Here is a 21,924-nt window from a genome sequence, read left to right on the forward strand (position 1 = left end):
GCCGCCAGCATCAGCTCTTGCGCTCGCCGCCCAGCGCTTCGGTCAGGTCGCCCAGCAGGCCCGACAGCTCGCCGGCCATCATGGCAAAGTCGGCGTCGAAGCGCTCGTCTTCGTCATGCGTGGTGCCGTCGGCCTGTTCCTTGATCACGTCCAGCGGCGCCACCTTCTTCACCACCAGCCCGTCGGTCAGCACGAACGAGACCCGGTCGTTCCAGGTCATCGCCAGGCGCGTGCAGCGCTTGCCGGCGGCAATGTGCCGGCGCAGGTCTTCAGGATCGAGGGGGTGGCGCACGTAGCGCACCGTGGCCTTGCTTTCGCTGCCGGACTGCAGCTCGATTTCCTGGTCGACGGTGAAGCCGCCCGGCGCGGCGTCGCCGGCCAGCCATTCGGTCATCGCCGCCACCGGCGACTGGTTGACATGCAGGTTGACCAGGGGCAGCGGATCCAGCGCCTTGAATAGCATGCCGCGCACTTCATCGGCCTTGGCCGCGGCAGCGGCGTCGATCGCCAGCCAGCCGTTGTCCGGGTCGATCCACACGCGGGTGTCGCGGCGGATGCTGAAGGCGCGCGGCAGCAGTTCCTCGGTGACCTGCTCCTTCAGTTCCTTCAGCTGCTTGCGGCCCGGCTTGTAGCCTTGCTGCTCCTCGATCTCCGCGGCGCGTGCGCGTGTGACCTGGTTGACCACGGTGGTCGGCAGCAGCTTCTTCTCGGTGCGCAGCGTCAGCAGCATCTGGCGGCCGACGGCGTGGACCAGCTGGCCGTTGTCACGGGGCGAGGCCCAGCCCTGCGTCTGCATTTCGAGGCTGGTGCCGGGGTAGAAGGCGTGCTTCGCCAGGCTGGCTTCGACCTCGTCGGCGCCGGGCGTCCACGGGGCGGAGAAACGATGGACCTGCAGGTTCTTGAACCACATGAGAATTCGGCCAAAGGGACGAATTCTATCCCCTCGCGGCGGATGGCCGCGAAAAACCGCCGCCGCACGACCGTCGGACCGTGCGGCGCAAGCCGGCGCCAGGCGCTTACAGGTCGAGCCGGGTGACCTTGCTGCCTTCGAGGCTCAGGCCTGCCATCAGCCCGGCATTGGTCATCACGAAACCGACGATCGGCTGCTGCGCGGTATTGGTGTCGAGCACGCCGCTGGCGCCGACCGTCGCCAGCGCGACGGTAGCGTCGACACCAGCGGTCCAGCCTGAACTGCGCACGAATTTGTCGTACGCGTCCTGCGTCAGGAACATCAGGATCACCGACTTGGACTGCGCGCCGATCTGCCAGCCGACCGAGCCGGAGACCAGGCGGTAATAGCCGCGCGTCGCGCCGCCCGAGCGCAGCGCGCCGTCCCCATATTCGCCGCCGACGATAAAGCCCGCCGACAAGGTCTTGGGGAACACCAGGATGCCGCGCGCGCGATTGCCGAGTTCACGCGAGCCGTTGACCGAGCCATACAGGCGCGACAACGTGGCATCGACGCCCGAGTCCAGCTCGCGGCGCCGTGCCGCCTTGTCGGTCGGTGCGTCGGGCTTTGTGGTGGTGCAGGCACCCAGTGCCAGGCTGCCCAGGGCAAGGCCCGCGCTGGCGGTCAGGAAGTTTCGACGTTTCATCTTGTCTCCTTGGGTGTTGTTGTCGTCTCTGAAGCATAGGCGGCAAAAGCACTCGGACAAAAGATCACGTGGTGACGAGTCGTTTCCATTTGTGACGAAGGTAGCCTCGCCCGGGCATTCATGGCAGTTTGTCGGCTCCAGAAATGACTACGCATCCATGCGGCACCGCCGCATCGCATCATCAAGGCATGAAGAAATTACTTACCGCCCTGCCACTGGCCTTGCTCGCCGCGTGCGCTTCCCAGCCCTCGACCGGACCCGCCAGTGAAACTACCAACGCTGCCGCCAGCGCCGCCACCGCCGACAGCAGCGGCTGGCAGGCGCTGCGCGCCAAATACATGGACTGCGTCAAGGAGAAGGCCGACGACAACCTGTCGTCCAAGGGCCAGTCGAAAGACGTGGCGAATGCGGCGCTAGCCGCATGCCAGTCCGACCTGAACGCCATGCACGACTCTTTCCGCAGTTACCTGGACGGTCAGATGTCGTCGGCGCACGGCAAGAACAGCGCCCGCCAGGCGGCGGCGCGCGTCACTGCCGATACCCGCGACAAAGCGCGCAACTACCTGGTGCGCTATGTCGAGAACCAACGCTACGCGTCGCGCGTGAACTGACGCCGCGCCGCGGGCGCGCTCACAGCATCTCCAGCGCCCCCGGCCCGTCCGGAGGCGGGAAGATGCGGTCGAGTTCGGCCAGCTGGGCCGCCGACAACGGGTGCGACAGCGCGCCGATATTCTCCTGCAGGCGCTCGCGCCGGCCGGTCTTGGGGATGGCGATGACGCCGTCCTGCGCCAGCAGCCAGGCCAGCGCCGCCTGCGCCGCGGTCATGCCGTGGTCGCGCGCGAAGCGCTTCAGCCCCGGGTTGCCCAGCAGCCGCGATTGCTCGATCGGCGAGTAGGCCATCACCGGGATGCCGCGCTGGCGCAGCCACGGCAACAGGTCCCATTCGATACCGCGCCGGCCGAGGTTGTACAGCAGCTGGTTGGTGGCCATGCCGTCGCCGCCGGGCGCGTCCCATAGCTCCTGCAGGTCCGCCAGGTCCAGGTTGCTGACGCCCCAGTGGCGGATCTTGCCGTCGCGCTGCAGCGCCTGCATGGCGGCGACGGTCTCTTCCAGCGGCACGCCGCCGCGCCAGTGCAGCAGGTACAGGTCGATGCGATCGGTCTGCAGCCGCCGCAGGCTGCGCTCGCACGCCTGCACGGTGCCGCGGCGGCTGGCGTTGAACGGATAGACCTTGCTGACCAGGAAGGCCTCGTCGCGCCGCCCGGCCACGGCCTCGCCGATCATTTCCTCGGACTGGCCCTCGCCGTACATCTCGGCGGTATCGATCAGCCGCAGGCCCAGGTCCAGGCCCAGCCTCAGCGTGGCGATCTCTTCGGCGCGCGCGGCGGGCGTCTCGCCCATGTTCCATGTTCCCATGCCGAGCGCGGGGATGCGCTCGCCGTCGGGCAGGGTGATCTGTTTCATGCGTCGGATTCCAGGATGGCCGGGTTGGGTGCCGGCGGCACCCAACTCACACTAGTTAACAACGCACTAAATGTACAAGCGGCGGGGCGCCCGATTGCTTCAGACCAGTCCGGTCACAAAATACATCCCGATTACAGCGCGATAACGCCGCCCTGCAGGCGACGCGCGCTTCATCCGTGCTGGTGCCGATACTCCTGCGTGCGGCCGCCGTAGCCATACGCCGCCGCGCGGGCATCGATCACATGCACATAAGAGACGGGATGCAGGTTGCCGAGCAGGCCCGCCATGGTCTCGAACACAGCCTGGATGAACTGCGCCTTCTCGGCTTTGGTATTGGTCTCATCGGTGACGCTGATATCGAGATGGAAGGCGTTGCGGCCCTGCTCGGACAGCGGCACGCCGCCGATGATCCAGCTGTCGTGCGGCACGTAGTGGACGGTGATGGCAATCACGTCGCGTTTCTTGCCGAGCACGCTTGCGGTCAGGTCGGCGATGGCGGCGGCGCTGCGGCGGGTGAGGGCGGCATCGGGCTGGCCGGACAGTTGCAGGACGATGTGGGGCATGGCTGGCTCCTGGTTTCGTGGGTGGGTGATGCCATGTTAGGAGCCGGTGTAGTATCGGAAAAGCGGGAATGTCCGATACCATCCATCGGATTTGCCGAAGTAACTGCGGCCGCCTTTGCCACCCTCTGCCAGCCTATGCCGGAGCGTCCCATCATGCGTGGATTCGACACAGACCAGTTGCGCACCTTCGTCACCGTTGCCGACTGCGGCAGCCTGTCCGCCGCCGCGCCCCGGCTGTTCCTGTCGCAATCGTCGGTCAGCGAGCAGCTGCGCAAGCTGGAAGAGCGCGCCGGCGTGCCGCTGCTGTCGCGCGGGCGGCACGGCGCGGTGCCGACGCCGGCCGGCGCGCGGCTGCTGGAGCACGCGCGGCGCATCCTCGCGCTGAACGAACTGGCGCTGCAGGAACTGCGCGGACACGCGCTGGAAGGCGACCTGCGGCTTGCCGTCACCGACTACTTCCGCCCGGGCGAAATCGCCGGCATGCTGCGGCGCCTGCGTGAACGCTATCCCTATCTGCGGCTGCACGTGACGGTGATGAAGAGTGCGGCAATCGATGCCGCCGCCGGGATGGATGCCTTCGATATCGCCCTGAGCATGCGCCTGCCGCGCGGCCGCGACACACAGGGCAAGAGCACGCGGGGCACGGTGCTGCGGCGCGAACCGCTGGCCTGGGTGGCGGCCTCCGGCGAGGCCGACGCCTTGCCCGCCACGCTGCCGCTGGTGCTGCTGCCCGACACCTGCTCGCTGCACCAGTTCGTGGTGCAGCTGCTGCTGCGCAAGCGCTTGCCGTTCGAGGTCGCGCACTCGGCCTCGGGCGTGGCGGGCCTGCATCTCGCGCTCGCGGCCGGGCTCGGGCTGTCCTGCCTGAATGCAGCGGCGATCGGGCCGGGCGTCGCGCCGCTGGACGGCGGCACGGTTGCGCGGCTCGGCTTGCCGCGCCTGCCCGAAGCGGAGTTCTTCCTGCTACCTGCCCGCCGCAACGAATCGCCGTTCATTGCCGAGGCTCGCAACGTGCTGGCCGAGCAGTTGGCCTGAGTCGGCCCACCTGAGTCGGCTCACAAGTCAAACACCAGCGTACTGCCCCCGGTCAACGCCGATCTGAAAACAACGCTCGCGCGGCAATAAATAGGAATAATTCGCAATCTCATTGACCCCTTCATTCTCATAATTGATAATGCACCGCTTTCTTAAAAAGAATTACAGTCAATTACAGGGAAATGAGAATAAAACTTCACCCGATCTGCGCCGCGGTGGCAGGGACCCTTGTTTTTCAACCGATGGCAGCCTGGTCGCAGGCGACACCGACGGCAGCGGCGCAGCTGCCCGAGGTCACCGTCAAGGCCGACGTCAGCCGTGAGCTGGGCGCCGGCTACAACCCGCCCAACGCGGTCAGCGCGACCAAGACCGAAGCGCCGCTGCGCGACGTCCCGCAGACCGTCAACGTGGTCACCGCCGAGGTAATGCGCGACCAGCACGCCACGTCGATGCAGGACGCGCTGAAGAACGTGCCCGGCGTGTCGTTCTCGCATGGCGACGGCCAGCGCGACCAGGTCTCGATCCGCGGCTTCACCGCGATCGCCGACCAGTTCGTCGATGGCATTCGTGACGATGCGCTGTACTTCCGCGACCTGTCCAACGTGGATCGCGTCGAAGTGGTCAAGGGCCCGGCGGCGGTGCTCTACGGGCGCGGTTCGGCAGGCGGTCTGATCAACCGCGTCACCAAGAAGCCTGGCATCGACGTCACCGATTTCGCGCTGAGCTATGGCATGTGGGCCGACCGCCGCGCCGAGGCCGACGTCGGCCGCGTGTTCGCCGACGGCGCCGCCGCGTTCCGCATCACCGGCGCCGTGGAGAAGGCCAACAGCTATCGCTCGCAGCAGTTCCTGGACCGCAAGGCGATCGCGCCGTCGCTGGAGCTGCGCGTCGCACCTGAGACCACCGTGCTGTTCCAGGCCGACTACCTGGAAGACCGCCGCGTCACCGACTTCGGCATCCCGGCCTACCAGGGCCGCCCGGTCGACGTGCCGGCCTCGCGCTACTACGGCGCGGCCAATGCGCGCGATGCCGACTACTCGCAGTCGCGCGTGTTCTCCGGCACCGCCACAATCAACCACCGCTTCAACCAGAACTGGTCGATCCGCAACGCCACGCGCTACTACCACTACTCGCTGGACCGCAACAACACGCTGACCGCTGCGGTCAACGAAGCGGCGCGCACGCTGACCATGAACCACGGCAATGTCCGCCGCGAGGAACATGGCTGGTTCAACCAGACCGACCTGACCCAGAAGGCCACCTTCCTGGGCATGGAGCACGAGATCCTGTACGGCATGGAGATCGGGCAGCAGAACAAGGACCAGGTCAACAACACCAAGCCGGTGCTCGGCGCCAACGGCCGCCCGGCAGTGTTCGACCTGTTCAACCCGGTGCTGATGACGCTGCCGCTGAAGGCGCCGGGCAACCCGACCACCTCGAACCTGGGCGTGTTCGACACCCTGGCGTTCTACACCCAGGACATGATCAAGTTCAGCGAGCAGTGGAAGGCGCTGGTCGGGGTGCGCTACGACAACTTCCAGCAGGAGACCAGGAACCGGATCGCCGGCCAGCGCGACCTGTCGCGCACCGACACCGCCTGGAGCCCGCGCGCCGGCCTGGTGTGGCAGCCGTCGAAGGCGCAGTCGTACTACGTGTCGTGGAGCAAGTCGTTCCAGCCGTCGGGCGAGGCTTTTGCGCTGGCGGCCAACAACGCCGACCTGGCGCCCGAGACCACCAACAACACCGAAGTCGGCGCCAAGTATGACTGGCTGAACGGCAAGGCCAGCACCACGATCTCGGTGTTCCGCCTGGAGCGCAGCAACATCAAGGTGGCCAACGCCACCAACACGGCACTGCTGCCGATCGGCGAGCAGCGCACCGACGGCATCGAGATCTCCGGCGCGGCCGAGCTGGGCGGCGGCTGGCGCATGCTGGCGGGCTACGCGTACCTGGATGCCACCATCACCAAGTCCACCGCCGCGCTGCAGGGCAAGCGCGCCACCATCACGCCGCGCCACTCGGGCAACGCGTGGGTGACCAAGGACCTGGGCCACGGCTTCGGCGTGGGCGCCGGCCTCAACCTGGTGGGCGCGCGCTATGCCGATCCGCTCAACACCGTGACGCTGCCCGGCTATGTCACCGCCGACGCCATGGCCTGGTACCGCCGCGGCGCCTTCGAGGCGCAGCTGAACGTGTACAACCTGTTCGACAAGGGCTACATCGTGTCGGCGCACGGCACCAGCCCTAACCTGAACATGCCGGGCGCCCCGCGCAGCGTGATGGCGACGCTGCGGTACCGGATGTAAAGCGCAGCATCGAGGACAAAAAACCGGGCGGTGAGAATCGCCCGGTTTTTTTTCGCCAGCCGCGTCGCCGCGCCATCGCATGCTGCCGGCGGTTGCGGAGAAACCCTGAGTCAAATGAGCCGTCGCACGCTCAGTGATCGCGCTCCCAGGTCTGGGTGCGGCCGATCAGGCTGATGCCGATGAAGCCGCGCACGTTGAGCTTGCTGCCATCCTCGGCGAGCGACATCTTGCTCTTGTAGACCTTGCCGTTCTCCGGGTCGAGGATCTCGCCGCCGCTCCACTCGTTGTCGCCGGTCTTGCGCAGGCCGGTCAGGATGGTCATGCCGATCAGCGGCTGGTCCTTGCGCGCGTCGGTGCACTTGTCGCAGACCCTGGGCTTGCCGTCGCCTTCGACGAAGGTCTTCACCAGGCGTCCGCTGTAGACGCCGTTCTTCTCGCTGATCTCCACCAGGCCGCGCGGCTTGCCGGTGCTGTCGTCGATGGTCTTCCACATGCCGCTCGGCGAGGCCTGCGCCATCGCGGCGGCGCTGCCGAGCAGGGCGGCGGCGAGCACCGCGGCACGCAGTGCCGGACGCACCAGCGGACGGACAGCGGCGAGGTGGGATGGGTTGCGCATGATGTCTCCTTTGAGGTTCGTTGCCACCGGCAGGGTGCCGGTGCGATGCGCCGCGCGGCGATTGCCGCCTGCGTCGAAGCAGCGGAGCCTGGGCGGCGGGCGCGCACGCCAATCTACTGTCGCAGCAGCGGCACTGCAATCGCCCGGCATGCTGCGCCGGTCCCCGCGGCGGCCTGCGCGCACGCCTTGCATGCTCCCCGCAAAGCCGCATGCAGCCGTTGTTTGCGGGTTATTGTGTTGCAGCAAATCGGGCCGCCGAGCGCGCTGCCGAAGCATTCCTCTAAGCGGACGTGCGGCGCATCGCCGGGCTCTCGCGGCGAGATCGGCAAGCCTGTGGCAAGCGCTGCGAAGCGTGCCGGCACGCTCGGCATCGCGCGATGCGCGCAGCGATCTGTGGTGCGTGATCGGAGTCATCCGAATGGATGAGAGCGGCGATCGCGATGCTGTCGGCGCAGCTGTGTCCCGACAAACGATCGAAGTGTTGCCGCGATGCTTCGCACGCGTCGCCGCTTTGCTCAATCGCAACGCTTTGATGTCCTCGCGCTGTTGCTTCGATGCAAACCGTTGCGTTCGCGCATCACTCTTCGTGGGCTTGTTCGGCGTGCTTTCGCGAGGTGAGTGGCGCGAGTCGTCGCAGTCAGCCGGACGCCCTTCGCGCGTGCGCGCTGACGACTGTGTAACGCATGCAGGCGACGAAGCGCGCCACCCGTTTCCGGCGCGAGCGCTTACGTGCTCGCGCACTGCCGCGCAGGTCGCGCGCGTATCGGTGCATCGCCCGCAAAGCCTTTGTCCATGCGGCTTTTCGGAAAGCGCGATGACGTGCGCAGCAGGGCGCGCGCAATCCTGCGATGCGCGTTGCGCGGGTTGTAATCGGGTGCCGTGCGGGTGTGTAAAAGCTGCGCGTGCGCGGGTCGGGATGGAGGGCCGCGACGCGTGTGCGAACGAGCGAAGCGCGTGTTCGCATCAGCGTGCGCGCGATGCATTGCGATGCCATCGGCAACGTCTTCGTGACGACGCGCGAGAGAACTAGTTTGAGTAATGCATGCAGGCAAGTTTTTTTGCACTTTTTTCTTAACATCATCGTGCAAACGAATTATGATTCGCCTTGACAAGAGTCTCACTTCATTGCAGAGAAGCAGGAAGCAAGATTGGAACGACGAGCGCGATGCGCGCTTCGATGCAGTGATGAAGGTTGTAGCTGAGGAGCACGAGAACTTTGACGCAGACCTGGCCGAGCCGGCTTCTTAAAACGCGTGCAGTCTCCCTTGGTCCATTGACGGGTTGGACCAGCTACCACCGAATGAATGCCGCTTGCCGTGCGCGAGGCCATGCCCGCACCGCAGGCCTGCTGTCCGATATCTCCTCTTTTCAGGCCGCGCGCCGACCCGACTGGCGGGGCGGGCCGATCGAATATTCCAGGGCGCGGCAAGTGCCCCGGTCCCGCTTGCGGGTCCGCGACTGCCGCGAAGTCACCGCCATGGGCGGTGCGCCTGCAACCGAATTCATTAGCGTGCAGCCGCAGTCGGGCCGCGCGCCGATGAATCGCTCGCTCGACTGGGGCCGCGCTGTGGTATCGCGCCTCGGGTCGGTCGGGTCGCCTGACTTAGGTCATTCGATATTCACTCTCTAGTGAAGGAGTTATCCATGGCAACTGCTGCAAAGAAAAAGCCGGCGGCTAAGAAGGCCGCCAAGCCGGCCGCCAAGAAGGCCGCTCCGGCCAAGAAGGCCGCAACCAAGAAGGTAGCCGCCAAGAAGGCAGCACCGGCCGCCAAGAAGGCACCGGCCAAGAAGGCCGCCGTGAAGAAGGTCGCCGCCAAGAAGGCTGCGCCGGCCAAGAAGGCTGCGGCCAAGAAGGCCCCCGCCAAGAAGGCCGCGGTGAAGAAGGTCGCCGCCAAGAAGGTTGCAACCAAGAAGGTCGCCGCCAAGAAGGCAGCACCGGCCAAGAAGGCCGCAGTAAAGAAGGTCGCCGCCAAGAAGGCCGCACCGGCCAAGAAGGCTGCAACCAAGAAGGTCGCCGCCAAGAAGGCTGCACCGGCCAAGAAGGCTGCTGCCAAGAAGCCGGCTGCCAAGAAGGCTCCTGCCAAGAAGGCTGCTGCGAAGAAGCCGGCTGCCAAGAAGGCTGCCGCGAAGCCTGCCGCTGCCCCTGCCGTTGCTCCCGCTTCGGCTGCCAAGACCGCGCTGAACCCGGCCGCTGCCTGGCCGTTCCCGACGGGCAACCGTCCGTAAGCTGCGCCGCCACGGCGTGGGACTTACGCGTTCCGTACGGAACCACATCGGCACGCAGTGCGTGCCAGCATGACCGGATACTGCGTATCCGGTCAGCAAGACGCCAGTCTTGCAGACCCGCCGATGGCCGCTGGCCCGGCGGGTTTTTTCATTGGTGCGCGAGCAAAGAAAAAGCGCCGCGGCCCTTGCGGGCGCGGCGCCTGGATGCGCTGCATGCTGGCGCCCGCCCGGGCGCAGCGGTTCAGTGCGTGACGCGGGTGACGCCGCCCGAGGACAGCAGCCGCACGCGCTCGCCCGGGCGGAAAACCTCGTCGGCCTCCTGCGTGATCGCGCGCATCTCGCCGTTGTCCAGGCGCACGGTGATCTCCAGGCCGCGCCGCTCGTTGACCTTGTTCTCGGCAGCGCTGCCGGCGATGCCGCCCAGGATCGCGCCGAGGATGCCCGCCGCCACCGCGCCGTTGCCGCTGCCGATGGTGCTGCCAGCGGCGATGCCGCCGATGGCACTGCCGGCGAGCGTGCCCGCGCCGGTCTGGCTGCGCTGGATGGCAACTTCGCGTATGCCCTCGACCACGCCATAGCGTACGGTCTGCTCGCGCTGCGCCTGCCCGGTGCTGTAGACGCTGTTGGAGTTCGACTCCGTCGCACAGCCGGCGACCAGGGCCGCGATGGCAATGGCGGCAAGCGCGCCGCCACGGAGCTGGTGGTTCATGTCAAATCCCGAAGAAGCCACGCACTGGCCGCAGGTCAGGCGTAGCGGTACCCGAATGCAGACTGGAACCGGTTGCCGATTTCCTCGCGCGACAACCAGTGGTTCTGCGGACCCTGCTGCGCGATCTTGACCGACCCCATCAGCGATGCCAGGCGGCCGGTCGTTTCCCAGTCTAAACCGTTTTCAATGCCGTAGAGCAGGCCGCCGCGGAAGGCGTCGCCACAGCCGGTCGGGTCGACGATGCGCTCGGCCCGCACGGCCGGGATCGCGTACTGCTGGCCATCGGCATAGATGCTGGCGCCGCGCTCGCCGTGCGTGACGATGAAGGCACGAACCTTGGCGGCAACCTCGGCGCTGGTCCATGCGGTACGGGACAGCAGCACCTGCGCCTCGTAGTCATTGACTGTCACGTAACTGGCGAGTTCAACGAACTCCCGCAGGTCTTCGCCGTTGAACAGCGGCATAGCCTGGCCCAGGTCGAAGATGAACGGAACACCCGCCTCGGCGAACTGGCGCGCGTGGTGCAGCATGCCTTCGCGGCTGTCCGGGGCCACGATGCCGAGCGCGGGCGCCTTGCCGCTGCCGAGCGCGTCCTTGACGTTGTTCAGCTGCGACTGGCTCATTGCGCCAGGGTGGAAGGCGGTGATCTGGTTGTTGTCCAGGTCGGTGGTGATCATGGCCTGCGCCGTGAAGCTCTGGGGCAGCACGCGGATGTGGCTGGTGGGAATCTCCAGCTTGCGCAGGTATTCCAGGTAGGGCTCGGCATCGGTGCCGACGGTGGCCATCACCACCGGATCGCCGCCCAGCATCTTCAGCGTGTAGGCGATGTTGCCGGCGCAGCCGCCGAACTCGCGGCGCATGCCGGGCACCAGGAACGAGACGTTCAGCATATGGATCTGGTCCGGCAGGATGTGTTCGCGGAAGCGTCCGTCGAACGTCATGATGGTGTCGTAGGCGACGGAGCCGCAGATCAGGCTGGCCATGCTCTCTCCAGGTGGTAGGTTGTTGGTGGATAGGTCAGATAAAGCAAAAACGGCCGCCCCGGTTGCGCGGGCGGCCGCTGCCGTCAGGCGGTGCGGATTACTTCAGCGCGGCCAGGGCGGCTTCGTAGTCCGGCTCGGTCTTGATTTCCGGGACCAGCTGGGCGTACTTGACGGTGTCGTTCTCGTCGAGCACCACCACTGCGCGCGCGGTCGCGCCAGTCAGCGGGCCGCTCTTGATGTCCACGCCGTAGTTGCCCTTGAACTCGGCGCCGCGCATCGTCGACAGCGTCACCACGTTGGCCAGGCCTTCGGTGGTGCAGAAGCGGCCCATCGCGAAGGGCAGGTCGGCCGAGATCGTCAGCACGACGGTGTTGGCCAGGCTGTTGGCGGCCTCGTTGAACTTGCGGGCCGAAGCCTGGCACACCGGCGTGTCCAGGCTCGGGACGATGTTCAGCACCTTGCGCTTGCCGGCGAAGTCGGCCAGCGTGACGTCCTTCAGGTCCTTGCCGACCAGCGAGAAGGCGGGCGCCTTGTCGCCGGCTTGCGGGAACTTGCCTGCGACTTCGATCGGGTTGCCGCCGAGGGTAACGCTGCTCATGTCTGCTCCTTGATGTCTGATGGTTTCCGGTTCAGTTTCCGGCGCCTGGCCGGCCAATGCCCCGGTGGGGGGCGCTGCCCGCCGCCGGACTCGGATTCGGTCCGGCGGCAGGCCGCGGAATTCAGGGATAAAAAATCAGCACGCGGTAGTTGGATGGCGCCTGCTGCGTCCGGAATCGTACCCGAACCGGCAGCTCCATGCCGGCGCGAAGCCCCTCTGTCGCGAAGGCCTTTTGCGAAGGGTCCAGGTAATCCGCCGGTTGCAGCACACGCCTCAGCAGCAGCTGGTCCTGCAGGTCGGTCATTACCAGCTCGATCGCTGGCAGCGCGGTGGTGGCGCGGCCGAGGTTGCGCAGCGTGACGGCGAGCATGTAGGCATCGCCGCCTTCGTCCAGGCGCTGCAGCTGCGAACTCTCGATGCGCAGTGCGTCGATGTCGCGCCACGGCGGCACGTCGCAGCCGAACGGGGCGCATGCGGCTTCCAGTGCCGGGCGCAGCATCGGGAACTGTCCGGCCAGCGGGCTGCGCGCGAGATACACGGCCTGCACCGTCGCGCCCAGGGCGAGCACCGCTGCCGCGGCGTACCAGAGCGTGCGCGGCGCCGGCGCGCGGCTGCGCGCGGGGGCACGCTCGCGCTCGCGTTCGCGGGCGTGGCGCAGGAAGTCGGGAGCGAAGACCGGGCCGGCCGGGGCTTCGGCGCGGGTCCAGCGGCGCGTGGTCTGCTCGCGTGCGACGGCTTCGCCAGTGATGCTGGCGGGCGCGCCAGTGTCGGGCGCGGGCCCGGCGTCGCGGCCGTAGCGCGTATCGCTGGTGTCGGTGCGCTCGGCAGCCTTGCTCTCGGACGGCTCGGCGGCGGACTCGGGCGTGTCTGCCGGCGCCGGATGGATCGCCGGTGGCGGGCCGATATCCGCCGACGCCGCGCGCAGGAATTCGCTGGCACTCGGGATTGCCGCGGGTGCGGGCACGGCGTCCGGCTGGGGCGCCGGCGCTTCCGCTTTCCCTCGCGCTTCTGCTTCGGGCTCCCCGGCCTTGCCGATCCGTGCCGGCTCTTCGAGCGCAGGATGATCGAGTGCGTTGTGGTTCAGTGCGGGCCATGCCGGCGCTGCAACTTCGGGTTCGGCCGGCTGAGGCGCCGCGTGCGTCGCCGTGGCCTCTGCGTCGTGCGTGGCTTTGCGCTCTGGTTCAGGCTGCGCTTCGGGTTCCGGTCCTGGTTTTGCCTCTGGCTCCGGTTCCGACTCCGCCATGGGTTCCGCTTCCCCCGCGGTCTCCGTGGCGGGCCTCTGCTGCGGCACGGGCTCGACGTCCGCCTGCCGCTCCGCATCGCGCGCGTCGCGCTGGGCGACGGCATCGTTGGCCTCGCGCAGCGCCCGTTCGATCTCGTCCTCATGCACGTCCGCGTGGGGCGGTGCCGCGACGTCGAGGTCCGCGGGCGAGGTCATGAGCATGGTAGGCGCGTCCAGCGCCGGCACGTCATAGCCGGGATCGGTGGTGGGCGTGAAGGGCGTGAAGGGGGCAGGGGCTGGCTGCGATGCCGGGGCAGACTCGCCGGGGCGCGCAGCTTCAGCTGCCGGTGCGGGCGTGGCCGCGGTCGGCGTGGTCGTTGCCGGTACGGCGGACGCCGGCGGCGTGGCACTGCCTGCCGGCACGGGGATTTCGATCAGGTGCTCGCGCGCATCGAACACCGTTTCGCAGTGGCCGCAACGCACCAGCCCCTGGCGCAGGCGCAACTGGTCGGCGACCAGCCGGAAGGCGGTGCGGCAGGCCGGGCAGCGCGTGACGAGCTTGACGGCGGCCATCTGGACTGGTCAGGGACGGGTGCCGTGCAGGCACACCCAGCCTTCCTCGGCGCGCCATACCGTCAGCGGCAGCCACGGTGCATAGGCGGCGGCAACTTCCTCCGCCTGGCGCTCCAGCACGCCCGACAGCACCAGCCGGCCGCCGGGGCGCACGCGGGCGCTGAGCATGGCGGCCATCAGCTTGAGCGGGTTCGACAGGATATTGGCGACCACCAGGTCATAGGTGGCCTCCGACACCGACTCGGGCAGCGCGAACGACGCCTCGACCTGGTTGCGCTCGGCGTTGTAGCGCGACGCTTCCACGGCGTTGGGATCGATGTCGATGCCAACGGTAGCGCCCGCGCCGAGCTTGCGCGCGACGATCGCCAGGATGCCGGAGCCGCAGCCATAGTCGAGCACGGTCTCGCCCGGCACCACGTGTTGCTCCAGCCACTGCATGCACAGCCGCGTGGTCGGATGGCTGCCGGTGCCGAAGGCCAGGCCGGGGTCCAGCTCCAGCACCACCGCATCGGGCTCGGGGGCGTCGTGCCACGACGGCACCACCCAGATGCGCTCGCCGATGCGGATCGGTTCGAACTGCGATTGCGTCAGGCGCACCCAGTCCTGGTCTTCCACCGCGCGCAGTTCGTATGCCGGCACCGGATCGATGCCAAGCTGGTTGGCGGCAGCGGCCACCACCACGGCGGGATCGGCATCGTCGCCGAACAGCGCCACCACGCGCGACCGGTTCCACGCGAGTTGCTTGGGTTCGAGCCCGGGCTCGCCGAAAAGCGGTTGCTCATCGGGCGTATCGGCATCGGCGTCTTCCACCGAGACCGACAGCGCACCGAGGTCGAACAGGGCCTCGGACCAGGCTTCGGCCTGGTCCTGCGCCACTTCGATCACACATTCCTGAAATGCCACGGGCTTCCTTGCTTGCTGCTTGGGGTTGCGGGTAAGTCGCGTCAGGCCTTCGCGCGCTCCGCCAGGCGATGCTCGAGATAGTGGATGCTGGTGCCGCCTTCGACGAAGTTGGCGTCCATCATGAGCTCGCGGTGCAGCGGCACGTTGGTCTGGATGCCGTCCACAACCATTTCGGACAGCGCGATGCGCATGCGGGCGATGGCCTGCTCGCGCGTGGCGCCGTATGTGATGATCTTGCCGATCATCGAATCGTAGTTGGGCGGCACGAAGTAGCCATCATACGCGTGCGAGTCCACGCGTACACCAGGGCCCCCCGGCATGTGCCAGGCGGTGATGCGGCCGGGCGACGGGATGAACTTGAACGGGTCCTCGGCATTCACGCGGCATTCGATCGCGTGGCCGCGGAATTGCACGTCCTTCTGGCGGAAACGCAGCTTCTCGCCGAAGGCGATGCGGATCTGTTCCTGCACGATGTCGATGCCGGTGATCATCTCGGTGACCGGGTGCTCCACCTGCACACGCGTGTTCATCTCGATGAAGTAGAACTCGTTGTTTTCGTACAGGAACTCGAAAGTGCCGGCGCCGCGGTATCCCATCTTCTTGCAGGCCTCCGCGCAACGGTCGCCGATGCGCTCGATCAGGCGGCGCGGGATATGCGGCGCCGGCGCTTCTTCGATCACCTTCTGGTGGCGGCGCTGCATCGAGCAGTCGCGCTCGCCCAGCCAGATCGCCTGCTTGTGCTGGTCGGCCAGGATCTGGATCTCCACATGGCGCGGATTCTCCAGGAACTTCTCCATGTAGACCTCGGGATTGCCGAAGGCGCGGCCGGCTTCCTCACGCGTCATGTTGACGGCGTTGATCAGCGCCGCTTCGGTGTGCACCACGCGCATGCCGCGGCCACCGCCGCCGCCGGCGGCCTTGATGATCACCGGGTAGCCTACGCGGCGCGCGGTCGCCAGGATTTCCTTGGGGTCGTCGGGCAGGGCGCCGTCAGAGCCCGGCACGCACGGCACGCCGGCCCTGATCATGGCCTGCTTGGCCGAGACCTTGTCGCCCATCAGGCGGATGCTGTCGGCGGTCGGGCCGATGAAGACGAAGCCGGATTTCTCCACGCGCTCGGCGAAGTCGGCGTTCTCCGACAGAAAGCCGTAGCCCGGGTGGATGGCCTGCGCATCGGTCACTTCGGCGGCCGAGATGATGGCCGGCATGTTCAGGTACGACTGCGGCGACGGGGCCGGGCCGATGCAGACGGCTTCGTCGGCCAGGCGCACGTACTTGGCCTCCTTGTCGGCCTCGGAATACACCACCACCGTCTTGATGCCCAGTTCGCGGCAGGCGCGCTGGATGCGAAGTGCGATTTCGCCGCGGTTCGCGATCAGAATTTTTTCAAACATGGTCTCTCTCTGCGAGAACGGGAGCGGTCCCGCTGCGTGCCGCCATGGCACGTCGGGCGCGCGGCCGTCAGGCTGGCCGCCGGGCCGCACGCCGGGCCGCACTAACGCGCGGAACTGCATGGAACTGCACGGAACGGGTCGCGATGCCCACAACGTCCCTGGCGTCCTGAAACGCCATAGAGGGCCGTGCCGGTGCTGTGCCTGCCGCCGCAAGGGCGGTCGTCGGCAGCGCTGGGCGCGGCATGCCTTTCAGGCTCAGCCGATGACGAACAGCGGCTGGCCGTATTCCACGGCCTGGCCGTTCTCGACCAGGATTTCCTTGATGACGCCGGCCTTGTCGCACTCGATTTCGTTGAGCAGCTTCATGGCTTCGATGATGCAGACGGTCTGGCCTTCCTTGACCGAATCGCCGACATTGACGAACGGTGCGGCGCCCGGCGACGGCGCGCGGTAGAACGTGCCCACCATCGGCGAGGTCACGATGTGGCCGGCGGGCAGTTGCGCAACCGGCTCGGCGGCCGGGGCGGCGGTGCCGACCGGGGCAGCGGCCGATGCGGCCGGCAGTGCCTGCAGCTGCGGCATGGCCATCGGCGCGGCGACGATTTGCGGCGGTTGCTTGACGATGCGTACCTTGCCGTCGCCTTCGGTGACTTCCAGCTCGGAGATGCCGGATTCGGCCACCAGGTCGATGAGCGTCTTCAGCTTGCGCAGGTCCATCTTCTTATCCTCCTGAATCAGGTTGTCCGGCCGCGGCCCCGCTGGGCTGCGGCGGAAGAAATCGTTTGGCGCCCACCACGGAGCCGCGCCCGCCGTGCCGCGGCACGTGCAACGGGCGCGGTCCGCCGGGCGGCGCGCGCAGGTTCGTCAAAAAATTCTGGCAGGGGTCAGCGCCCCGGGCTTCCTGGCGGCGGCTGTTCCTGGGCGAGCGCATAGTCGAGTGCCAGCAGGTATCCCTGCCAGCCCAGCCCACAGATCACTCCGACAGCGATATCGGAGAAATAGGAGTGGTGACGGAAGCTCTCGCGGCGGTGCACGTTGGACAGGTGGACCTCCACAAACGGGATGGCCACGCCGGCCAGCGCATCGCGCAGGGCCACGCTGGTGTGCGTGTAGGCCGCCGGGTTGATGATGATGAAATCGACGCCTTCCTCGCGCGCGGCGTGGATGCGGTCGACCAGTGCCCCCTCATGGTTGGACTGGAACGAAGCCAGGGAAATACCGGCCTTGGATGCATGGTCGGCCAGCGCTGCGTCGATATCGGCCAGGGTGGTGTGCCCGTAGGTCTCCGGTTCGCGCGTTCCCAGCAGGTTCAGGTTAGGCCCATGCAGGACCAGCACCTTGCGGTAGCGGGCTGAGCGACGGATGGAGCGGGTTGCAGTCACGGCGGCTCGACCAGATCAACGAAATTGCGCGGAGATTACCGTAGCTTAGAGGGATTTGTCTAGCGCGGGATACAAGGCGCGGCGGCATCGGGACGATACGGCGGCGCTTTCGGCACTTTCTCGGGCCTCAGATACGGAAACGGAACAAATCGCGCGAGAAATCCGAAATTGACCGGAGATACCGAAAGAACTTACTCAGGTGCGAGGCAGCACCGCGCGCAGCTCTTCCGCGGTGACGCGGCCCATCTTGCGGTACTTGACGCTGCCGTCGGGGTTGATGACCACGGTATAGGGCAAGCCGCCGGCGCTGTTGCCGAAATTGCGCGACAGCTCGGTGCCGGCGAAGCCTGCCACCGCGAGCGGATAGGCGACCGGTACCTTCCTGGTGAACTGCTGGATATTACTGGCTGAATCGATACCGATGCCGACAAACTCGACTTGCCGGTTCTTGTATTCCTCGTGCAGCGCGGTCAGCTCGGGCATTTCTTCAACGCAGGGGCCGCACCACGGCGCCCAGAAGTTCACCACCAGTGTCTTGCCCCGCAGCGTGCCCAGGTCAAGCTCGGTGCCCGCGGGGTCCGGCAGCCGCGTCTGGAAGAACGCCTCGACGGCCTGGTCGCTGGCCGGCTTGGGCGAGAACAAGAAATGGCCGGCAATCGCGCCGGCGGCGCATGCCGCCACGGCAACCGCGATCCACAGCCAGAGGCGGGAGCGGCGGACGGTCGAGGAGACGGTATCAGTCATTGGATTAGGTAGCGTGAGCGGGGCGGGCGCGGGCCGTGATTCAGGACGGCCCGGTGCCGGCATCTTCGCCGATCAGCGCGCGTACGGCCTGCAGGTCCGCGCGGGTTAGCCGCCCGGAGGCGTCGGCGCGCACGGCGCCGCGTTCGTCGACGGCATCATACAGCGCAATATGGATGCCGACCGGCGCACCCAGTTCCGCGCGCACCTCGCCGGCCAGCTGGCGGGCCGCACGGCGGTCGGGCCACTGGCCCTTCCACAGGAAGCTGAGGGTCTCGACATCGCCGCGGCCGCCGAAGTGACGGCTTTCGCTGGTTTCGAAGTCGACCCCGGCGTTCAGCAGGTGCAGCGTGGCGTCCTTGGCGCTGTCGCAGAAGCACTGCAGGTAGATATCCGAGTGCTCGGTGGCGGTGCCGTTCAGCACGGCGCCCACCAGGTAGGGCCGGAACGGCGCGAGGTCCTCCATGGCCAGCACGGCCACGCGGCGCAGCAGGGCCAGCACGCGCGGCTGGGTGTCGCCATGGAACAGCGCCTGGTAGGCGCGCACTTCGGCCTCGACCTGGTCGTTGTCGGGCAGCCATTCGCCGGGCACGCGCTGCTCGCCCAGCACCTGGCGCGCGGCCTTGCGCTTGGCGGTGGCGTAGTCGGCGCCGTCCTCGGCGATCATGCGGGCGGCGGCCTGGGCGATTTCCTCGCGCAGGCGGGTGGGGTCGGGCGGGGTACGTCGGCTCATTGCCCCATGATACCGGAGCGCACGCGGGGCGCCGCACGCACGTGGCCGCCGGTGCCGCGGTGCAGCGAAGGCCGCCGGCGCTCGGGTACAATCAGTGGCTTCCTGCCCGGCCTGCCATCACCATGCGGCCACGCTGCCGCCGCGCGAGCGCCGGGTGCCGAGTCCCCAAGCCTGCGGGCTTCATGTCTTCCCGGGAACCCATGCATATTCATATCCTTGGCATCTGCGGCACCTTCATGGGCGGCCTGGCGGTGCTGGCCAAGCAGGCCGGCCATCGCGTCACCGGCTGCGATGCCAATGTCTATCCGCCGATGAGCACCCAGCTGGAAGCGCAGGGCATCGAGCTGATCGAAGGCTTCGACCCCGCCCAGCTGGCGCTGGAGCCTGACCTGTTCGTGATCGGCAACGTGGTTTCGCGCGGCAATCCGCTGATGGAAGCCATCCTCGATCGCAACCTGCCTTATGTGTCCGGCCCGCAATGGCTGGGCGAACACGTGCTGGCGCGCAAGTGGGTGCTGGCGGTGGCCGGCACGCACGGCAAGACCACCACCACGTCGATGCTGGCCTGGATCCTGGAGGATGCCGGCTACAACCCGGGCTTCCTGGTGGGCGGCGTGCCGCAGAACTTCGGCATCTCGGCGCGCGTGACCGAGTCCGATTTCTTCGTGATCGAGGCCGACGAGTACGACACCGCGTTCTTCGACAAGCGCAGCAAGTTCGTGCATTACCGCCCGCGCACTGCGATCCTGAACAACCTGGAATACGATCACGCCGACATCTTCCCGGATCTGGCGGCGATCGAGACGCAGTTCCACCACCTGGTGCGCATCGTACCGGGCCAGGGCCGGCTGGTCGTCAACGGCGTCGAGGAAAGCCTGGCGCGCGTGCTCGAGCGCGGCTGCTGGAGCGAGGTCGAGCAGTTCGGCGTGGGCGACTGGCGCGAGAGCGATGCCGCCCACACCGCCCACACCGCCCACACCGCACAGCCGGGCAAGGATGCCTTCGACGTCTGGTTCGAGGGCGCCGTGGTCGGCACCGTGGTGTGGGACCTGCAGGGCACGCATAACCGCATGAACGCGCTGGCGGCAATCGCCGCGGCGCGCCACGTGGGCGTGCCGGCGGAGCAGGCGATCGCTTCGCTGTCGCGCTTCGCCAACGTCAAGCGCCGCATGGAAGTGCGCGGCGAGGTCGGCGGCGTGACCGTCTACGACGACTTCGCCCACCATCCGACCGCGATCCAGACCACGCTGGAAGGGCTGCGCCGGCGTGTCGGCAATGCCCGCATCCTGGCGGTGCTGGAGCCGCGCTCGAACACCATGAAGCTGGGCGTGATGAAAGCCCAGCTGCCGGCAAGCCTGGAGCAGGCTGACCTGGTGTTCGGCTACGGCGCCCCGGCCGGCAAGGACGCGCTGGGCTGGGACCTGGCCGAGTCGCTGGCGCCGCTGGGCGACAAGGCTGGCGCATTCCAGGACCTGGGCGCGCTGGTGCAGGCCGTGTGCGCCGCGGCACAGCCGGGCGACCACGTGCTGGTGATGAGCAACGGCGGCTTCGGCGGCGTGCACCAGAAGCTGCTGGACGCGCTGGCCGCGGCGGCCTGAGCCGCAGGGGGCTGCCATGCTGCTGTACCTGCACGGATTCCGCTCCTCACCGCAGTCGTTCAAGGCGCGCCTGGTGCAGGAGCGCATGCGCGAGTGGGGCGTGGGCCGCTACTACGCCTGTCCGGAGCTCAATGTCTCGCCGGCGCTGGCGATCGCCCAGGCCGACGCCGCCATCCGCGCCGCCCAGGCCGGCGGCGACCAGGAAGTTGCCATCGTGGGCTCGTCGCTGGGCGGCTTCTATGCCCGCTGGCTCGGCGAGCGCCACGGCTGCAAGACCGTGCTGCTGAACCCGGCGGTCCATCCGTGGACCGACCTGGAGCAATACCTCGGGGAGCAGCCGCTGTGGCACGGCGGCGGCTCGGTCACGGTCGAGCGCCGCCACCTGCTGGAGCTGCTAGCCCTGCGGGTGGACGCCATCACGCGCCCCGAGCGCTACTACCTCCTCGCCGCCACCGGCGACGAGGTGCTGGACTACCGTGAAATGGTGGCCGCCTGCCCCGGCGCGAATATCCGCGTGATCGAGGGCAGCGACCACGGCATCAGCGAATTTGCCGACTACGTCGACGAAGTGCTCGCTTTCTGCGGCTATGGCCCGGGCGGCAAGGTGCCGGCAAGCGCGGGCGCGGCATGAGCGCGCAGTCCGCGCGCCGCTGCGGCTGGAGTTCGCACCTGGCATTCGATGCGGCGATCACGCCCAACCTGCGGCGCTGGGTCACCGGCGACGACGGTTCGCTGACCGCGCGGCTGGTGGCCGCGTCCGAGCGCTTCCGCGTGGCGCAGCTGCTGCAGCGCCCATTGCGGCCGCTGGCCGATGAATGGCAGGTGCTGGGCCAGCACGACCGCGTCCCGGCGCTGACGCGCGAAGTGCTGCTGATCTGCGACGATATCCCCGCCGTCTTCGCCCACACCGTGGTGCGGCTGCGCCATGCGCGGCGCGACTGGCCGTTCCTGCGGGGGCTGGGCGCGCGCCCCCTGGGCGGGCGGCTGTTTATCGATCCGGCCGTGACGCGCGACCCGTTCCAGTTTGCCCGGCTGCTGCCGCACCATCCATTGCGCCATGCGCTGCAGCGCGTGCTGCCGGCGATGGCGCCGCTGCCCATGCTGCCTGCGCGACGCTCCGTATTCCGGCGCGGCGACGGCGTCATGCTCGTGACAGAGGTCTTCTTGCCGGACCTGCTGGCACGGCCAGCCCCGGGGACCAAGGCGATTGCGCTACCGATGTTCCGGCGCACCACAGACCGCGGCCCCATCACTTCACACACTACCGAAATCAAGAGATAACA

Annotated in this window: 22 protein-coding genes; 7 read left to right on the top strand and 15 right to left on the bottom strand. The window is 67.7% G+C overall.

The features are described from left to right. Nucleotides 1–10: 10 nt before the first annotated feature. Both ACAD63_RS02850 and ACAD63_RS02855 read right to left on the bottom strand, forming a co-directional pair. On the bottom strand, nt 11–910 hold the full coding sequence (locus ACAD63_RS02850) for a recombination-associated protein RdgC (protein ID WP_133092348.1): 900 nt from the start codon (nt 908–910) through the stop codon (nt 11–13). A 106-nt stretch (nt 911–1,016) separates the two neighbouring features. Beyond that, nucleotides 1,017–1,595, bottom strand: coding sequence for a BPSL1445 family SYLF domain-containing lipoprotein (locus tag ACAD63_RS02855; protein WP_133092347.1), 579 nt, complete (start codon nt 1,593–1,595; stop codon nt 1,017–1,019). Between the two features lie 188 nt (nt 1,596–1,783). Between ACAD63_RS02855 and ACAD63_RS02860 the strand changes: the two genes are divergently transcribed. Further along, the gene (locus ACAD63_RS02860) at nt 1,784–2,206 is read left to right on the top strand and encodes a hypothetical protein (protein WP_135705932.1); all 423 of its coding nucleotides are present in this window, start codon (nt 1,784–1,786) and stop codon (nt 2,204–2,206) included. A gap of 19 nt (nt 2,207–2,225) precedes the next feature. On the opposite strand, the gene ACAD63_RS02865 is transcribed toward ACAD63_RS02860, so the two are convergent. Both ACAD63_RS02865 and ACAD63_RS02870 read right to left on the bottom strand, forming a co-directional pair. Beyond that, nucleotides 2,226–3,059, bottom strand: a complete 834-nt coding sequence (locus ACAD63_RS02865) for an aldo/keto reductase (protein ID WP_133092345.1) — start codon at nt 3,057–3,059, stop codon at nt 2,226–2,228. 170 nt (nt 3,060–3,229) lie between these two features. Next, nucleotides 3,230–3,622, bottom strand: a complete 393-nt coding sequence (locus ACAD63_RS02870) for a tautomerase family protein (RefSeq protein WP_135705930.1) — start codon at nt 3,620–3,622, stop codon at nt 3,230–3,232. 153 nt (nt 3,623–3,775) lie between these two features. Between ACAD63_RS02870 and ACAD63_RS02875 the strand changes: the two genes are divergently transcribed. Both ACAD63_RS02875 and ACAD63_RS02880 read left to right on the top strand, forming a co-directional pair. Continuing rightward, a complete protein-coding gene (locus ACAD63_RS02875) occupies nt 3,776–4,657 on the top strand; it encodes a LysR family transcriptional regulator (RefSeq protein ID WP_434033399.1) in 882 nt (293 codons plus the stop codon). Nucleotides 4,658–4,839: 182 nt separating this feature from the next. Further along, a complete protein-coding gene (locus ACAD63_RS02880; RefSeq protein ID WP_195431247.1) occupies nt 4,840–6,963 on the top strand; it encodes a TonB-dependent receptor in 2,124 nt (707 codons plus the stop codon). A 130-nt stretch (nt 6,964–7,093) separates the two neighbouring features. Here the strand turns inward: ACAD63_RS02880 and ACAD63_RS02885 are convergent, their stop codons facing one another. Next, nucleotides 7,094–7,579, bottom strand: coding sequence for a DUF2147 domain-containing protein (locus ACAD63_RS02885; protein ID WP_133092341.1), 486 nt, complete (start codon nt 7,577–7,579; stop codon nt 7,094–7,096). 1,644 nt (nt 7,580–9,223) lie between these two features. Between ACAD63_RS02885 and ACAD63_RS02890 the strand changes: the two genes are divergently transcribed. Further along, nucleotides 9,224–9,805, top strand: a complete 582-nt coding sequence (locus tag ACAD63_RS02890) for a histone H1-like DNA-binding protein (RefSeq protein ID WP_133092340.1) — start codon at nt 9,224–9,226, stop codon at nt 9,803–9,805. Between the two features lie 241 nt (nt 9,806–10,046). Here the strand turns inward: ACAD63_RS02890 and ACAD63_RS02895 are convergent, their stop codons facing one another. The 10 genes from ACAD63_RS02895 to ACAD63_RS02940 all read right to left on the bottom strand — a co-directional run bounded on the left by ACAD63_RS02895 (nt 10,047) and on the right by ACAD63_RS02940 (nt 19,043). Next, the gene (locus ACAD63_RS02895; protein WP_434033400.1) at nt 10,047–10,514 is read right to left on the bottom strand and encodes a hypothetical protein; all 468 of its coding nucleotides are present in this window, start codon (nt 10,512–10,514) and stop codon (nt 10,047–10,049) included. Between the two features lie 35 nt (nt 10,515–10,549). Continuing rightward, on the bottom strand, nt 10,550–11,497 hold the full coding sequence (locus tag ACAD63_RS02900; RefSeq protein WP_434033401.1) for a carbohydrate kinase family protein: 948 nt from the start codon (nt 11,495–11,497) through the stop codon (nt 10,550–10,552). A 97-nt stretch (nt 11,498–11,594) separates the two neighbouring features. Then, nucleotides 11,595–12,095, bottom strand: coding sequence for a thiol peroxidase (gene tpx, locus ACAD63_RS02905; RefSeq protein WP_434033402.1), 501 nt, complete (start codon nt 12,093–12,095; stop codon nt 11,595–11,597). Between the two features lie 121 nt (nt 12,096–12,216). Next, the gene (locus tag ACAD63_RS02910; RefSeq protein ID WP_434033403.1) at nt 12,217–13,890 is read right to left on the bottom strand and encodes a DUF3426 domain-containing protein; all 1,674 of its coding nucleotides are present in this window, start codon (nt 13,888–13,890) and stop codon (nt 12,217–12,219) included. A gap of 9 nt (nt 13,891–13,899) precedes the next feature. Then, nucleotides 13,900–14,793, bottom strand: coding sequence for a 50S ribosomal protein L11 methyltransferase (gene prmA, locus ACAD63_RS02915; RefSeq protein ID WP_029047872.1), 894 nt, complete (start codon nt 14,791–14,793; stop codon nt 13,900–13,902). A gap of 41 nt (nt 14,794–14,834) precedes the next feature. Beyond that, nucleotides 14,835–16,187: an acetyl-CoA carboxylase biotin carboxylase subunit gene (gene accC / locus ACAD63_RS02920; protein ID WP_195431253.1), complete on the bottom strand. Its 1,353-nt coding sequence runs from the start codon at nt 16,185–16,187 to the stop codon at nt 14,835–14,837. Nucleotides 16,188–16,442: 255 nt separating this feature from the next. Further along, nucleotides 16,443–16,904, bottom strand: a complete 462-nt coding sequence (accB, locus tag ACAD63_RS02925) for an acetyl-CoA carboxylase biotin carboxyl carrier protein (protein ID WP_135705924.1) — start codon at nt 16,902–16,904, stop codon at nt 16,443–16,445. 167 nt (nt 16,905–17,071) lie between these two features. Continuing rightward, entirely contained in the window at nt 17,072–17,569 is a 498-nt protein-coding gene (gene aroQ, locus ACAD63_RS02930) for a type II 3-dehydroquinate dehydratase (RefSeq protein WP_133092333.1), read from the bottom strand. Nucleotides 17,570–17,764: 195 nt separating this feature from the next. Beyond that, the gene (locus ACAD63_RS02935; RefSeq protein WP_195431257.1) at nt 17,765–18,313 is read right to left on the bottom strand and encodes a TlpA family protein disulfide reductase; all 549 of its coding nucleotides are present in this window, start codon (nt 18,311–18,313) and stop codon (nt 17,765–17,767) included. A gap of 40 nt (nt 18,314–18,353) precedes the next feature. Then, nucleotides 18,354–19,043: a UDP-N-acetylmuramate--alanine ligase gene (locus ACAD63_RS02940; RefSeq protein ID WP_135705922.1), complete on the bottom strand. Its 690-nt coding sequence runs from the start codon at nt 19,041–19,043 to the stop codon at nt 18,354–18,356. Between the two features lie 200 nt (nt 19,044–19,243). On the opposite strand from ACAD63_RS02940, the gene mpl reads away from it, so the two are divergent. The 3 genes from mpl to ACAD63_RS02955 are packed head-to-tail and all read left to right on the top strand — an operon-like array spanning nt 19,244 to nt 21,922. After that, the gene (gene mpl / locus ACAD63_RS02945) at nt 19,244–20,641 is read left to right on the top strand and encodes a UDP-N-acetylmuramate:L-alanyl-gamma-D-glutamyl-meso-diaminopimelate ligase (protein WP_133092330.1); all 1,398 of its coding nucleotides are present in this window, start codon (nt 19,244–19,246) and stop codon (nt 20,639–20,641) included. Nucleotides 20,642–20,657: 16 nt separating this feature from the next. Further along, nucleotides 20,658–21,272: a YqiA/YcfP family alpha/beta fold hydrolase gene (locus ACAD63_RS02950; RefSeq protein WP_133092329.1), complete on the top strand. Its 615-nt coding sequence runs from the start codon at nt 20,658–20,660 to the stop codon at nt 21,270–21,272. Further along, entirely contained in the window at nt 21,269–21,922 is a 654-nt protein-coding gene (locus ACAD63_RS02955; RefSeq protein ID WP_135705920.1) for a chorismate--pyruvate lyase family protein, read from the top strand. The genes ACAD63_RS02950 and ACAD63_RS02955 overlap by 4 nt, the downstream gene beginning before the upstream one ends. Nucleotides 21,923–21,924: the final 2 nt, after the last annotated feature.

The organism is Cupriavidus sp. a3 (assembly GCF_051015765.1).
GTDB lineage: Bacteria > Pseudomonadota > Gammaproteobacteria > Burkholderiales > Burkholderiaceae > Cupriavidus > Cupriavidus oxalaticus_A.